This is a genomic window from Streptomyces sp. NPDC048516, from assembly GCF_043199875.1.
Lineage (GTDB): Bacteria > Actinomycetota > Actinomycetes > Streptomycetales > Streptomycetaceae > Streptomyces.
This window is the reverse complement of record NZ_JBICWS010000019.1, coordinates 1-13,956: the sequence shown is the minus strand read 5'-3', so window position 1 is coordinate 13,956 and position 13,956 is coordinate 1. Positions and strand designations below refer to the sequence as shown.

The 13,956-nt window shown below is 71.8% G+C and carries 13 protein-coding genes and 1 pseudogene; 8 read left to right on the top strand and 6 right to left on the bottom strand.

Translation table 11 applies throughout. From position 1 onward, the window contains the following. The first annotated feature begins 38 nt into the window (after positions 1–38). Positions 39–704, top strand: coding sequence for a thymidine kinase (locus ACGFR7_RS29975; protein WP_392379422.1), 666 nt, complete (start codon positions 39–41; stop codon positions 702–704). 35 nt (positions 705–739) lie between these two features. Here ACGFR7_RS29975 and ACGFR7_RS29970 read toward each other — a convergent pair whose 3' ends face one another. Beyond that, the gene (locus ACGFR7_RS29970; protein WP_393325269.1) at positions 740–1,516 is read right to left on the bottom strand and encodes a VOC family protein; all 777 of its coding nucleotides are present in this window, start codon (positions 1,514–1,516) and stop codon (positions 740–742) included. Positions 1,517–1,765: 249 nt separating this feature from the next. On the opposite strand from ACGFR7_RS29970, the gene ACGFR7_RS29965 reads away from it, so the two are divergent. Beyond that, positions 1,766–2,605 carry a sulfurtransferase gene (locus ACGFR7_RS29965; RefSeq protein WP_393325268.1) on the top strand — a complete coding sequence of 280 codons (840 nt, stop codon included), beginning with the start codon at positions 1,766–1,768 and terminating at the stop codon, positions 2,603–2,605. A 113-nt stretch (positions 2,606–2,718) separates the two neighbouring features. Here ACGFR7_RS29965 and sepH read toward each other — a convergent pair whose 3' ends face one another. Beyond that, entirely contained in the window at positions 2,719–3,777 is a 1,059-nt protein-coding gene (sepH, locus tag ACGFR7_RS29960; RefSeq protein WP_393325266.1) for a septation protein SepH, read from the bottom strand. Between the two features lie 498 nt (positions 3,778–4,275). On the opposite strand from sepH, the gene ACGFR7_RS29955 reads away from it, so the two are divergent. Beyond that, complete coding sequence (locus tag ACGFR7_RS29955) at positions 4,276–5,490, top strand: hypothetical protein (RefSeq protein ID WP_393325265.1); 1,215 nt, start codon at positions 4,276–4,278, stop codon at positions 5,488–5,490. A gap of 115 nt (positions 5,491–5,605) precedes the next feature. On the opposite strand, the gene ACGFR7_RS29950 is transcribed toward ACGFR7_RS29955, so the two are convergent. Next, entirely contained in the window at positions 5,606–6,949 is a 1,344-nt protein-coding gene (locus tag ACGFR7_RS29950; RefSeq protein ID WP_393325264.1) for a D-arabinono-1,4-lactone oxidase, read from the bottom strand. A 294-nt stretch (positions 6,950–7,243) separates the two neighbouring features. Between ACGFR7_RS29950 and ACGFR7_RS29945 the strand changes: the two genes are divergently transcribed. Continuing rightward, positions 7,244–8,098, top strand: coding sequence for a GNAT family N-acetyltransferase (locus ACGFR7_RS29945; RefSeq protein WP_393325262.1), 855 nt, complete (start codon positions 7,244–7,246; stop codon positions 8,096–8,098). A 246-nt stretch (positions 8,099–8,344) separates the two neighbouring features. Here ACGFR7_RS29945 and ACGFR7_RS29940 read toward each other — a convergent pair. Beyond that, positions 8,345–8,563 (bottom strand): annotated as a pseudogene (locus ACGFR7_RS29940) (transposase); the annotation flags it as partial. Positions 8,564–8,616: 53 nt separating this feature from the next. Beyond that, positions 8,617–9,891: an MFS transporter gene (locus ACGFR7_RS29935; protein ID WP_393325260.1), complete on the bottom strand. Its 1,275-nt coding sequence runs from the start codon at positions 9,889–9,891 to the stop codon at positions 8,617–8,619. Between the two features lie 182 nt (positions 9,892–10,073). Between ACGFR7_RS29935 and ACGFR7_RS29930 the strand changes: the two genes are divergently transcribed. Together ACGFR7_RS29930 and ACGFR7_RS29925 are read left to right on the top strand one after the other, a co-directional pair. Next, the gene (locus ACGFR7_RS29930) at positions 10,074–11,228 is read left to right on the top strand and encodes a ferrochelatase (RefSeq protein ID WP_393325258.1); all 1,155 of its coding nucleotides are present in this window, start codon (positions 10,074–10,076) and stop codon (positions 11,226–11,228) included. Between the two features lie 54 nt (positions 11,229–11,282). After that, entirely contained in the window at positions 11,283–12,143 is an 861-nt protein-coding gene (locus tag ACGFR7_RS29925; protein WP_393325257.1) for an inositol monophosphatase family protein, read from the top strand. A 90-nt stretch (positions 12,144–12,233) separates the two neighbouring features. Here ACGFR7_RS29925 and ACGFR7_RS29920 read toward each other — a convergent pair whose 3' ends face one another. Beyond that, a complete protein-coding gene (locus ACGFR7_RS29920) occupies positions 12,234–12,410 on the bottom strand; it encodes a hypothetical protein (protein ID WP_006602631.1) in 177 nt (58 codons plus the stop codon). A gap of 323 nt (positions 12,411–12,733) precedes the next feature. On the opposite strand from ACGFR7_RS29920, the gene ACGFR7_RS29915 reads away from it, so the two are divergent. Further along, positions 12,734–13,387: a response regulator transcription factor gene (locus tag ACGFR7_RS29915; RefSeq protein WP_006602630.1), complete on the top strand. Its 654-nt coding sequence runs from the start codon at positions 12,734–12,736 to the stop codon at positions 13,385–13,387. 6 nt (positions 13,388–13,393) lie between these two features. Further along, on the top strand, positions 13,394–13,956 hold a 563-nt coding region (locus ACGFR7_RS29910), incomplete at its 3' end, for a HAMP domain-containing protein (RefSeq protein WP_393325256.1).

The window sequence follows — 13,956 nt, the reverse complement described above, 5'->3', positions numbered from 1 at the left end:
CACCCTTCCGTACGAGCCCGAAAGGCCCGCAACGCCCCATGCCCGAGCTGGTGTTCTTCTCCGGAACGATGGACTGCGGAAAGTCGACACTTGCTCTGCAGATCGAGCACAACCGCTCCTCCCGCGGTCTGCAAGGCATGATCTACAGCCGTAACGACCGGGCCGGCCGCGGCAAGCTCTCCTCCCGCCTCGGCCTGGTGACCGAGGCCGTCGAGGCGGCGCACGGCATGGACTTCTACACGCATGTCGTCGACCATCTCTCCGCCGGCGGCCGGGTCGACTACGTCATCGCCGACGAGGCCCAGTTCCTCGTCCCCGAACAGATCGACCAGCTCGCCCGCATCGTCGACGACCTCGAACTGGACGTCTTCGCCTTCGGTATCACCACCGACTTCCGCAGCAAGCTGTTCCCCGGCTCCCAGCGGCTGGTCGAACTGGCCGACCGCATAGAGGTGCTGCAGGTCGAGGCGCTGTGCTGGTGTGGCGCCCGCGCCACGCACAACGCCCGTACGGTCGACGGCCGGATGGTCGTCGAGGGCGCTCAGGTCGTGGTCGGCGATGTCGTCGGCGACGTGGACGGCCCGCACACCGAGGTCGGCTACGAGGTGCTGTGCCGGCGTCACCACCGTCGGCGCCAGACCTCGGCGACCGCCCGGGCGGCCGCGCTCTCCCCGGACGTACTGCCGGTCGACAGCGCGAAGTAGGCCCGGCCGCCGGGCGCGCCCGGTGTGACCGTCCCTCAGTTCCGCTGGACGATGGTGAAGACGGCGCCCTCGCTGTCGCAGACCGTCGCCAGCCGGCCGTGCGCAAAATCCCGGGCGGGCTGCAGCACCTGGCCGCCCAGCTCGGTGACCCGGCAGGCCGCCGCGTCCGTGTCGGAGACGGCGAAGTGCGTCATCCAGTGGGAACCCCGGTCGCGTGGCAGGCCGTTGCCCACGCCGTGGATACCGGCCACCGGGTGCTCCTTGAGATGCAGCGTCAGGTAGTCGAAGCCGGCCGAGATCACCGGCTCCGCCTCATAGCCGAAGACATGCTCGTAGAACGTCAGGACGGAGCTCGTGTCCCGGGTGACCAGCTCGTTCCATGCCGGGGTGCCCAGTTCACCGGTGATCGTGGTGCCTGCCACCGACCTGCCCTGCCAGATGCCGAAGATCGCGCCCTGTGGATCGGAGGCGATCGCCATCCGCCCCGCGTCGTCGTCCGCATCCAGTGGCCCGACGCCTACCGTCCCGCCGCAGGAGCGGATCTGCTCGGCGGTCGCGTCCGCGTCATCGCTCGCCAGATAGGTGGTCCAGGCGACCGGGAGATGGCGGTCGGGCGCCAGCTCGCCGAGCCCGGCGACTTCCCGGCCGTGGAGGAAGGCCCGGGCGTACGGACCGAAATGCTGCGGTCCCGGGCGGAACTCCCAGCCGAACAGCGCGCCGTAGAATTCCTGCGTCGCGGACAGGCTGTGGGCCAGGAGGCTCACCCAGCAGGGCGCGCCGGGCATCCGCCGGGTCGCTGCCTCGGTCGTCATTGTCACTCTCTCCTCGGAGCGTCGGGTGCTGACCATCTGCGCTACGGGCGCGGGTCCCGAGCAGATGCTCGCACCCGGTGACCGGGTGTGCGCCCCGGCCGCGCCGTCCATGGCCGCTTCGCGAGGGAGAATGCCCGCTTTGACGTTTCCGATCCGCCTCCGCGGCGTTACGGCAGGACGCAACTGCGTCATACGGAGGGTGGGTGCCTACCTTCTGTACGTAGCCGTCGCTACGCAAGGATGAGTCCCATGAATGCCATCATCACCGCTACCGAACTCGCGAGCGAGCTGAACCGGCCCACCGCTCCGGCCATCCTGGACGTCCGCTACCAGATGGGCGGCCCGCCCGGCCGCCCCGCGTACGAGGCCGGTCATGTGCCCGGCGCCGTCTACGTCGACCTCGAGAGCGAGCTGGCCTCGCCTCCCGGTCCCGGGGGCCGGCACCCGCTGCCCGATCTCGACGTCTTCACCGAGGCCATGCGGGCCGCCGGCGTCCGCGCGGACCGTCCCGTGGTCGTCTACGACGGCGGCCAGGGCTGGGCGGCCGCCCGCGCCTGGTGGCTGCTGCGATGGACCGGCCACCCCGATGTTCGTGTCCTGGACGGCGGGCTCGCCGCCTGGCAGGCGGCCGGCGGCGCCCTGAGCGACGATCAACCGGCTCCGCAGGAGGGTGATTTCACTCCCGTGCCCGGTGGGCTGGCACTGCTGCGGGCGGACGACGCGGCCGCCCTCGCCCGCCGCGGAGTCCTGCTGGACGCGCGCGCCGCCGAGCGCTACCGCGGCGAGGTCGAGCCGATCGACAAGGTCGCCGGCCATATCCCGGGCGCCGTGTCCGCCCCGACGACCGAGAACGTCGTCGAGGGCGGCACGGTCTTCCGCGACGCGTCGGAACTGGCCGAGCGTTTCGCGTCGCTGGGCGCCACGGCGAAGGCGGAGGTCGGCGTGTACTGCGGCTCCGGGGTCTCCGCCGCACATGAGGTACTGGCCCTCGCGGTCGCGGGCGTCCCCGCAGCCCTGTACGTCGGCTCCTGGAGCGAGTGGTCGGCCGACCCGTCCCGCCCCGTCGCCACGGGCCCACAGCCCGGCTGAACCCCCCGGGGCCCGTAAAGGGGCGTCGCACCACGCCGTCCGCCCGCTCCCTGAATTCCAGGGGGCGGGTGGACGGCGCTGTACAGGCGGGAAAGGCCTCCAGGGCCCTCCCGTCACTCCGGTTTCTTGCGCCGGGTGCCGAAGACGATCTCGTCCCAGCTGGGCACCGCGGCGCGGCGGCCGGGCCGTACACCGTCCGCCTCGGCCTGCCGGTCCGTCGTACCGGTCAGCCGGTCGCGATGGCCGGCCACCGCGCGTGGCATCAGCACATCGGCGTACGCGGAACCCGCGCCCGCACTGGCCGCCGGGGCGGGCGGCTCCTCGACCTCGGCCTCGGACTCCTCGTCGCTCTGCGCCGACTTCACGGTCTCCGGGACGACCATGTCGCCGCGGAAGCTCGGCACCGCCTCCAGCAGGCTGGTCAGCGAATCCCGCTCGCCGACGGCCTCCTCCGCGACCTTCGGCTCGCCGTCCTCGTCACCGGAGGGTGCCGTGCGTTCGCCGCGCTCGGGCGTCTGCCGGTCCAACGCGCGGTCCAGCGGCCGGTCGCGCGGCAGCCGAGCGATCCGCGGCACGAACGGGAAGCTCGGCTCGGGTGTGTCGTCGCTCTCGCCGATCAGCGCCCGCGCCTCGTCGTCCACGGCCTGGACGAGCCGCCGCGGCGGGTCGTACGTCCAGCTCGCCGAGTGCGGTTCGGTCGCGACGCGGTAGACCAGCAGCACCTCCCAGGTGCCGTCGTCCCGGCGCCAGGAATCCCACTGCACGCTCTCCTTGTCGGCGCCGCGCAGCAGCAGTCGCTCCGCCACCGCCTCGCCGAGCTGCGGACCGGTGTTCTCGCCGGGGCGCCGCACCGGGGTCTTGCGGGCCCGCTCGGCCATGAAGGCGCGCTCGGCGAGCACCGGGCCCTCGAAGCGGCGCACCCGGTCGACGGGGATGCCGGCGAGCTGGGCGACCTCTTCGGCGGAGGCACCGGCTCTTATACGGGCCTGGATGTCCCGCGGACGCAGATGGCTCTCGACCTCGATCTCGATCTGGCCGAGCCGTGCGCGGTCGTTGCGGACGGCGGCGCGCAGCCGTTCGTCGATCGGAAGCGTGTACTCGGTGCTGTCCGCAGCTTTGAGCACCAGCCGTGTGCCGTCGTTGGAGACGGCCACGACACGCAGTTCGGGCATGGGGACCTCCCGGGTGGTGCCTGCCGACGTCACTCGCGTCGCTGCTTCCGCTAGTCGAGTGTGGCCTGCCCGGGTGCAGCCTGCCACAACATTGCCGAGTTGCCCGGCGTGTCGGGGCTTGGCCCTGAAACGCCGTTATGACACGGTTACCTGTTTGCCACGCTCAGTGACCATGCCGCTTGTCCTGTCGCCGTTCACCCGTGCCGAGCGGCGGCGCCCCGGTGTGAGTGCCGCCTTCATGGCCCCCTCCCATGGGTTCCGGGCAGCCGGACGGGAACCGGGGCCAGGGCTCGCCACAGTACTCCATTCGGACCACTGAGGTGGACCGCCGCGCCGCTGAACTTCTGGGCGGGCAACGGAGTTGAGTCGTCTTGTCGATCTCTCTACCTGGCGTGTCGGTGGCAAGTTTCACAGATTCCCCAAAATCGGAACTTTTGGCTCCGCCGAATGGTCACTTCTCCATGCAGGATGGATCGAAGGGGCTATCAAAGGTTGGAGATGGACGAAGAAACCGAAAGCGACACGAAGAAGAAGGAGAGGCGGATAGACCTGAGCGTTGCTCAGGTGGCCGGCAGCGCGCTCGCCGCGGCGGTCGCCGCGTACCTCGCGGGCCGGCTCGGCGTCTACGGAACCATCATCGGCGCGGGTGTGGTCAGTGTCGTGGCCACTACGGGCGGCTCGGTATTCCAGCACCTGTTCCGGCGCACCGGTGAACAGCTCAAGGAGGCGACGGTCACCACCCGGCCGAAGCCGCGCCGCTCCTCCGCCGCCCGCACTCGATCCACCACACCGGACGTCCGGCAGGCCGGGCCCACGATGGTGCTGCCGACCTTCGACAAGGAGGGCACGGAGGACAAGGTCACCTCCGTCGCCGCCAGGACGTCCGCGCCCGGCACCGCCCGTACACAGTTGATCCCGCGGGCCGAGCAGGCCTGCCGGCGTGACCCGGCAGGCGCCCACCCCGCCCCGCGGACCGATGACGCGACGCGGCCGTTGCGCGCCGCCGACCCCGAGGCGACCCGCGCGCTGCGCGCGGTGGACGACGGTGACCCGGGGCGGCCCGCCGACCGGACACAACTGGTGCCGCGGCTCGACGAGCGGACCATGGCGCTGGGCCAGGCGCCCGCCCGCCCGACCGGCATTCCGGCCGCGCGGCATCCGGCCGGCCCGCCCGAGGAGCTGAGCACCGCGACGTACGGCACGCGGCTGCGCGGCTGGAAGCGGCCGACGCTCGGTGCGCTCGCGGTCTTCGCGCTCGCCATGGGCGTGGTCACCGGCACCGAGCTGATCGCCGGGCAGACGCCGAGCGGCGCGCAGGGCACGACGCTGAGCAACCTCACCCACACCGGGGGAGGGGGCCGCCAGCAGCACCGCTCCCCGCAGTCGCCCGGCTCCGGTCACTCCCCGGACGGCGGCGGCCGGCACGGCAGCGGAGACCGTCGGAGCCCCGATCCGGGCAGCTCGGGCGACAGCGGTAGCGATACCGGTACGGACAAGGGCGGCGGCACGCCGTCACCGGACCCGAGCCCGTCCGACGGCGGCAAGACGTCGCCGGATCCCGGCACGCCCTCGTCGCCGGACCCGTCCCCGAGCGGTTCCGCCGGTGACGGACACACCGGCTCCGGCGACGGTCCGGCCGGCACCGGAGACGAGGGGGATCCCCCGAACGGACAGCAGTCCGGCGGGCCGGCCCCCGATCCCGGTGCCTCCTGACCGGCTTCGGTCCGGCGAGGACCGTCCGGACGAGGAGGACCGTCCGGACGAGGGGGACCCGTAACGGCCGCGGCCCGGCGCCCTGGTGTGGGCGCCGGGCCGCGGCTGTTATCGGTCAGTCACCCAGGACCCGCCGCAGATAGGCATTGGCGAACCGGCGTTCCGGGTCCAGCCGGTCGCGCAGCGCGGTGAACTCCCCGAACCGCGGATAGACGTCGGCAAGGTAGGCGGCGTCGCGGGTGTGCAGCTTCCCCCAGTGCGGGCGCCCGTCGTGTGCCGTCATGATCCGTTCGGCGGCCGCGAAATACGCTCCGTACGGTGTCCCGCGGTACATGTGTACGGCGAGGTACACGGTGTCCCGGCCCGAAGCGGTGGACAGCGGGATGTCGTCGGCGGGCGCGGTCCGCACCTCCACCGGGAAGCTGACCTTGAAGTCCGAGCGCTCCACCAGGGCCTTGAGTTCACCCAGTGCCGCCACCGCGGCCGCCCGGGGCAGCGCGTACTCCATCTCCACGAACCGCACCCGCCGCGGCGAGGTGAACACCTTGTACGGGATGTCGGTGTACGTACGGGCCGACAGGGCGCGGCTGGAGATCTTGGCGATGCCCGGTATGGCGGCCGGGACCGCCCGCCCCACGGTGCAGGCGAGCTGGAAGACCCCGTTGGACAGCAGCTCGTCCTCGACCCAGCCGCTGACCCTCCCGGGCGGTGCCGCCGGACCCTGGCTGCGGTTGTTGCGCTTGGTGTTGCAGCCGCCGGTGTGCGGGAACCAGTAGAACTCGAAGTGTTCGTTCTCGGCGATCAGCTCGTCGAACCGGTCCGTCACCTCGTCGAAGGGCATCGGCTCCTCGCGGGCGGTCAGCAGGAACTCCGGTTCCACGGCGAAGGTCAGCTCGCTGATCACGCCCAGCGCGCCCAGGCCCAGCCGCGCCGCGGCGAAGACCTCAGGGTTCTCCTGGGCGGAGCAGGTCAGGACCGAGCCGTCGGCGGTGACCAATTCCAGGGCGGTCGTCTGGGCGGCGATCGAAGCCGAGTCGCGGCCGGTTCCATGGGTGCCGGTGGACGTCGCCCCGGAGACCGTCTGCTCCATGATGTCGCCCATGTTGGTCAGCGACAGTCCGTGTGCGGCCAGCGTCTCGTTGAGGTGTTTGAGCGGTGTACCGGCGGCCACCGTCACCGTGCCGGCCTCGCGGTCGACCGAGCGGACGCCGGTCAGCCGCTCGGGGCGGATCAGCAGCCCGTCGGTGGCCGCCGCGGAGGTGAAGGAGTGGCCGGTGCCGGCGGCCTTGACCGTCAGCCCGTCCGCTGCGGCGGCGCGGACCGCGGCCGCCACCTCCTCGGTGCTCGCCGGGGCCACGCTCCGGGCGGGGCGGGCGGTGACATTGCCCGCCCAGTTGCGCCACGGCCCGGCGCTCGGACCACGCCCTCCCGAGCCGCCGACGGCGTTGCTGACTGCCATGGTGACGTCCCCTCCCTCCGCGCAGGCGGGCCGTATCCGGCCGCCGTGGTTGAGCGCATGATGTCAGTCGCCGACGCTCCGTCAGGGTGGGGTGACGGGAATCACAGCGGCCCGGAACCGGCCCGAACCGCCCGGCTCCCGGACATGTCGTACCGCGGGTAACTCGCCGGGGAGCGGCGGGGGTTCACGCGGACCGGTGCGGCGGCGGGGGTGGCGGGGGTACGTCACTCACGTCGGCGGGGAGCGGGAGAAACCCAGTGGTGCGGTTGCCCTCCCCGTGCTGGAGTGAGCGGGATGAACCATGCAGACGTACTTGCCTTGTTCGACCGCCAGCTGAGGCGCGGCGCGCAGGCTGACGGCCGCGGAACCCGTGTCGAGCGTGACGGCAACGTCGTGCGGCAGGCCGGCGCGGTTCACGACTGGAACGGCGTCCTGTGGTCGGACCTCGACCAGAGCACGGCGGATGCGGCGATCAGAGCCCAGATGCGGTACTTCGCCACGCTTGGGCGCGAGTTCGAATGGAAGGCATACGCCCACGACCGACCCGGTGACCTCGGGAGGCGGCTGAAGTCGGCCGGGTTCACGCCCGAGCCGCAGGAGGCAGTGATGGTCGCGCCGGTCCGGGACCTGCCCACCGACACCGCGCTGCCCGAAGGTGTCCACCTGCGTCCGGTGACCGACGCCGCCGGGGTGGACCTCGTGGCGGCCGTCCACGAACAGGCCTTCGGCATCAACAGCGCCCGCCTGCGGCAGCGGCTGCTCACCCAGCTCGCCCAGAACTCCGAAACCGTCAGCACGGTCGTCGCGATGGCCGGCGACTCGCCCGTGTGCGCGGCGCGGATGGAACTGAACCCAGGCACCGACTTCGCCGGTCTTTGGGGCGGCGGCACCGTGGCTGCCTGGCGAGGCCGGGGCATCTACCGTGCTCTGGTCGCCCACCGCGCTCGGACCGCCGCCGACCTCGGCTACCGCTACCTTCAAGCCGACGCCACCGACCAAAGCCGCCCCATCCTGCAACGACTCGGGTTCACCGTTCTGAGCACCACGACTCCGACATCTACGATCCCCACCGCGAGGCGTGACCCGAAGGCGGGGACGCCGGACGCACCCGGTGAACCTTCACGGCAGCACTGGACTGCCGGCGCCTGATCACAAAAAGTCGCCTATTGCAGCGTGCCGTTGAATCCGCCGATCATCTCTCCTCATGATGGTCGCGCCGAAGCGCTGGGCGTAGGAGCGGGGGTATGCCAGCGGCCGGCGTGTGCCTGACCGGCGAGGTTTCCGCTGGATGTGCGGCACAACTCCCCGACGACGGCCTGGCATCGGGAGCAGGGTGCCGCGCTGGCCGCCTCGGTGTGCGGCACACTCCGTAGGAATCCGGGTGGTGATCACAGCGACCCTTCCGGAGGTCCCATCGGCACCAGCCGCCCTTTCACGGCCGAACCGCTCCGGCAGGTCACGCCGGTGAACCCCGGTCCGAACCCGGTGAAGCATCCCGTCGATCACCTGCCGGTGATCACGCCATCGCCCCCACCGGCCGTTGCTCACCGGCAGGAACGGCCGCAGCCGCTCCCACTCCGCGTCCGACAGATCACCACGTTCTCCCCGCCCCATGGCGGGAACAACGAGCAGATCAAGCGACGGGCACATGATCGGACGGACAGCTCCTAGGCGACGCTCTCCTCGTCCCGCCGCTCCGTGGCCTGACCGGTCGGGCCGGGCAGGCCACCCGCCACGGCCGGGCTTGCCACCGCGGGCGCGGACTGCGGACGGAGCCTGCGGTAGCCCGCGAAGGCCACCAGCGCGGCGAGCAGGCCCGCCGCCCCCGGCACCAGATAGCCCCGGGCGGCCCCGGCGGCGTCCACCACCCAGCCGGCGGCCGACGAGCCCAGCGCGACGCCCACAGCCAGACCGGTGCCGGTCCAGCTCATGCCCTCGGTCAGCTTCGCCCGCGGCACATGCTCCTCGACCAGCGCCATCGTGGTCACCATCGTCGGGGCGACGGACAGTCCGGCGACGAACAGCGCGACGGCCAGCAGCGGCAGTGAGCCCACCAGTTGCAGCGGCACCATGCTCACGGCCATCACGCACACCCCCGCGACCCAGCGGCGGGACGGATGCCCCTTGAGGTGGAGCAGTCCGAAGACCGCGCCGGCCGCACACGAGCCGAGCGCATAGACGGCCAGGACCAGACTGGCCGCCGCTTTGTGCCCGACCTCCTCGGCGAATGCCACGGTCACCACGTCGACCGCCCCGAAGATCGCGCCGGTGGCCACGAACGTCACCACCAGCACCTGCAGCCCCCGCGAGCGCAGCGCGGACCCCTTGGTGTGCTGTTCGCGCGGATGCGGCACCGGTTCCGTCGCCCGCTGCGCCGTCAGCCAGAAGACACCGGCGGCCAGGAAAACGGCGGCGAGCAGCGGACCTGCCTCGGGGAACCACGCGGTGGACAGGCCGATGGACAGGATCGGCCCGACGATGAAGCACATCTCGTCGACGATCGACTCCCACGAGTACGCGGTGTGCAGCTCCCGCGGGGACCCCCGGTAGAGCTCGGCCCAGCGCGCCCGGATCATCGAGCCCACGCTCGGCACACACCCCGCACAGGCCGCGAAGACGAACAGCAGCCAGTCCGCCCAGCGCTGCTGCGCGCTCAGCAGCAGTCCGGCGACCGCGGTGATCGACACCAGGGTGGCCGGGCGCAGCACCCGGCTCTGGCCGTGCCGGTCCACCAGCCGGGAGATCTGCGGGCCGAGGACCGCGGCGGACAGCGCAATGGTCGCGGACAGCGCGCCGGCCAGGCCGTAGCGGCCGGTCAGCTGGGAAATCATCGTGACGATCCCGATGCCCAGCATCGACAACGGCATCCGGCCCAGCAGCCCGGCGGCGGAGAACGACTTGGTGCCGGGGCGGCCGAAGATGGCGCGGTAGGGACTGGGCAACGGGGGTGCTCCGCCGGTGAGGACCGAAAGGATCGGTAAGGAATGACAAGGGCCGATACAGCTTACGGGCGGTGTGCCGTCGGCCGCCTCCGGATTTCCATCACCGGCCGTAGGACGGGGCGGCCCTCCCGGCGCCGGGACCGGGCGGCCGCACCCGGGGGAAGGGTGGCAGGATCGATGGCATGCCCGAACAGTGCGATCCCCGCCCTTATGACGCCCTGCTGCTGCTGTCCTTCGGCGGTCCCGAAGGCCCCGACGACGTCGTCCCGTTCCTGGAGAACGTCACCCGTGGCCGCGGTATCCCCCGTGAGCGCCTGAAGGAGGTGGGGCAGCACTACTTCCTGTTCGGCGGCGTCAGCCCCATCAACGCCCAGAACCGGGAACTGCTGGACGCACTGCGCAAGGACTTCGCCGAGCACGGCCTGGACCTGCCCGTCTACTGGGGCAACCGCAACTGGGCGCCCTACCTGACCGACACCCTGCGCACCATGGTCCGTGACGGCCACCGCCGTATCGCCGTCCTGGCGACCAGCGCCTACGCCTCGTACTCGGGCTGCCGGCAGTACCGCGAAAACCTTGCCGACGCCCTCGCCGCCCTGCAGGCCGAGGGCCTGGAACTGCCCCGGGTCGACAAGCTGCGGCACTACTTCAACCACCCCGGCTTCGTCCGGCCGATGGTCGACGGAGTGCTGGCGTCTCTCGCGGCCCTGCCCCAGGAGGTGCGGGACGGCGCCCATCTCGCCTTCACCACGCACTCCATCCCCACCGCCGCGGCCGACACCTCCGGCACACCCGCCGACCACACACAGGACGGCGCGGGCGGCGCCTATGTCGCCCAGCACCTGGACGTGGCGCAGGTGATCGCGGACGCCGTCCGGGCGGAGACCGGTGTGGACCACCCCTGGCGGCTCGTCTACCAGTCCCGCAGCGGGGCCCCGCACATCCCCTGGCTGGAGCCGGACATCTGCGATCACCTGGAGGAGCGGCACGCCGTCGGCGTCCCGGCCGTCGTGATGGCTCCCATCGGGTTCGTCTCCGACCACATGGAGGTCAAGTACGACCTCGACACCGAAGCCACCGCCAAGGCCGCCGAGCTGGGGCTTCCGGTCGCCAGGTCGGCGACCGTGGGCGCCGACCCGCGGTTCGCGGCGGCCGTCCGCGACCTCCTCCTGGAGCGCGCGGCCGCCGAACGGGGCGGTGCCCCGGAGCGCTGCGCCCTGGGCGCCCTCGGTGCCGGCCACGACCTGTGCCCCGTCGGCTGCTGCCCCGCGCGCGCACCGCGCCCGGCCGCCGCGGGCGCCGACTGGCGTGGCCCGGCCGCCCAGGCCCCCGCATAAGCCCCTACGCCTACGCCCACGCCCCCGATCACGCTCGTCCGAGCAAGGAGCATCGTGCCCGACCCGCTGCACCCCGACGCCCCCCAGACAGCCCCGGGGCAGACCGACCCGGCGCAGAGCGACGCGCTGTACGACGAACTTCTCGACCTGGCCCTGGAGGCCGCCCGCCGCGCGGGGGCGCTGCTGCGCGACGGCCGGCCCGCCGACCTCGGTGTGGCCGCCACCAAGTCCAGCCCCATCGACGTCGTCACCGAGATGGATCTCGCCTCCGAGAAGCTGATCACCGGCTTCCTCGGGGAGCACCGCCCCGACGACGGCTTCCTGGGGGAGGAGGGCGCCAGCACCGACGGCACCAGTGGCATCCGCTGGGTCATCGACCCCGTCGACGGCACCGTGAACTACCTCTACGGGCTGCCGTCCTGGTCGGTGTCCATCGCGGCGGAGAAGGACGGCGAGGTGGTCGTCGGGGTCGTCGCCGCCCCGATGCGCGGCGAGACCTACCAGGCGGTCGTGGGCCGTGGCGCGTTCAACAACGGCGAGCGCATCCGCCACCGGCCCGCCCCGCCGCTCTCCCAGGCACTCGTCGGCACCGGGTTCGGCTACCTCGCCGAGCGCCGGGCCGGCCAGGCGGAGGTGGTGCGCACGCTGCTGCCGCAGGTCCGCGACATCCGGCGCGGCGGCTCGGCCGCGATCGACCTGTGCGATGTGGCCTGCGGCCGGCTCGACGCCTACTACGAGCGCGGTCTGAACCCCTGGGACCTGGCGGCCGGCGCCCTGATCGCCCGCGAGGCCGGCGCGCTCACCGGCGGCCGGCCCGGCCGAGCGGCCTCCCACGAGCTGACCGTCGCCGCCTCCCCGGCCCTCTTCGAGCGGCTGCAGCCGCTCCTGGACGAGCTCGGCGCCTGGCACGACTGACCGGCCCCGCTGGACCCGCGTCCGGGCACGACAGCGCCCCGGCACCATCCCCTGGATGCCGGGGCGCTCTCTTCGTACGCCGGGGAGAGGTCAGGCGTTGCTGACCGCTCCGTACCGCACGCCGTGCTCGGTCGCCAGTCGCTGCAGGTCCTCGAGCTCTGCCTGTTCGACCTCGGCGAGGAAGTCATCGCCCGCAGCGCGGGCCCGGTCCAGATCAGCCTCGGTGTTCTCTATGCGCTGCAAAATGCCTGCGGTGAACGCGTCCATTGCGCCCCCTCGTCGTGGGTCGGTGGGCACGGGGGTGTGCCGACGGGCGGTTCGATCACGGCGTGGTCCCTGCGATGAATCAGTTCAAGGCGAGTAGCCGAAATAAACAGGGCGTGATCGCGGGTGTGCAGTCGTCCTCCCCACCCCTCACCTCAGGGAAACCTCAACCCTCCCGGGAATCCTGTCCATCGGGTGCCGCCCCGGGGCCCTCCACCCCTCCGCACCCCCCTTACCGCCGGTTTATGGCTCTTCGGGGCAGGATGGAAGAGCTCTGAAGACATTGTTGTGCCTGCCCGAAAGGGCCCTGAGGAAGGACTAGCGACGTGCGTGTTCTCGTCGTCGAGGACGAGCAGCTGCTCGCCGATGCGGTGGCCACCGGACTACGCCGGGAGGCCATGGCGGTCGACGTGGTCTACGACGGCGCTGCCGCCCTGGAACGGATCGCGGTCAACGACTATGACGTCGTCGTGCTGGACCGTGACCTTCCGGTTGTCCACGGCGACGATGTCTGCCGCAAGATCGTCGAGCTGGGGATGCCCACCCGGGTCCTGATGCTCACCGCCTCCGGCGACGTCAGCGACCGCGTCGAGGGCCTGGAGATCGGCGCGGACGACTACCTTCCCAAGCCCTTCGCCTTCACCGAGCTGACCGCCCGGGTCCGCGCTCTGGGGCGCCGTACGACCGTCGCCCTGCCGCCCGTCCTGGAGCGGGCCGGCATCAAGCTCGACCCCAACCGCCGTGAGGTCTTCCGCGACGGCAAGGAGGTCCAGCTCGCCCCGAAGGAGTTCGCGGTGCTGGAGGTCCTGATGCGCAGCGAGGGCACGGTCGTCTCGGCGGAGCAGCTTCTGGAGAAGGCCTGGGACGAGAACACCGACCCGTTCACCAACGTCGTGCGGGTCACGGTCATGACGCTGCGCCGCAAGCTCGGCGAGCCCGCGGTGATCGTCACGGTCCCCGGCTCGGGATACCGGATCTGACCGGCGATGCCTTCCCTGCCCTCGTTCTCCAAGGCGGCCAACCCGCCGCCGCCCGTTCCGCCCAAGCCGACCTGGGACCCCAGGCCGGTCGATGTGCGTCCGTTCCCGTGGCTGCGGCCCACGATCCGGATACGCCTGACGCTGCTGTACGGCGGCATGTTCCTGATGGCCGGGATCGTGCTGCTGACGATCATCTACATGCTGGCCGCGGACGCGCTGCACGACGGCAGCGCGCTGCCGCTGAAGATCCTCGGCGGGAAGTTCCAGTCGACCAGTGACATCTGCGACCTGCCCACCGAGACGTCCGGGCAGCTGCTCCAGCAGGCCGTCGAACAGTGTCTGCAGCACCAGCGCGCGGTGGCCCTCAACAGCCTCCTCAACCGCTCCCTGCTGGCGTTGCTGGGTTTGACGGTGGTGGCTTTCGCTTTCGGTTATGCGATGGCGGGGCGGGTGTTGTCGCCGTTGGGTCGTATCACGCGGACGGCTCAGCGGGTGGCGGGTTCGGATCTGCACCGGCGGATCGAGCTGGGGGGTCCGGATGACGAGCTCAAGGAGCTTGCGGACACCTT

Coding starts and splice junctions, on each gene's coding strand:
- sepH (WP_393325266.1), bottom strand. CDS start 3,777: ATGCCCGAACTGCGTGTCGTGGCCGTCTCCAACGACGGCACACGGCTG.
- ACGFR7_RS29965 (WP_393325268.1), top strand. CDS start 1,766: ATGAATGCCATCATCACCGCTACCGAACTCGCGAGCGAGCTGAACCGG.
- ACGFR7_RS29975 (WP_392379422.1), top strand. CDS start 39: ATGCCCGAGCTGGTGTTCTTCTCCGGAACGATGGACTGCGGAAAGTCG.
- ACGFR7_RS29930 (WP_393325258.1), top strand. CDS start 10,074: ATGCCCGAACAGTGCGATCCCCGCCCTTATGACGCCCTGCTGCTGCTG.
- ACGFR7_RS29970 (WP_393325269.1), bottom strand. CDS start 1,516: ATGACGACCGAGGCAGCGACCCGGCGGATGCCCGGCGCGCCCTGCTGG.
- ACGFR7_RS29945 (WP_393325262.1), top strand. CDS start 7,244: ATGAACCATGCAGACGTACTTGCCTTGTTCGACCGCCAGCTGAGGCGC.
- ACGFR7_RS29955 (WP_393325265.1), top strand. CDS start 4,276: ATGGACGAAGAAACCGAAAGCGACACGAAGAAGAAGGAGAGGCGGATA.
- ACGFR7_RS29950 (WP_393325264.1), bottom strand. CDS start 6,949: ATGGCAGTCAGCAACGCCGTCGGCGGCTCGGGAGGGCGTGGTCCGAGC.
- ACGFR7_RS29920 (WP_006602631.1), bottom strand. CDS start 12,410: ATGGACGCGTTCACCGCAGGCATTTTGCAGCGCATAGAGAACACCGAG.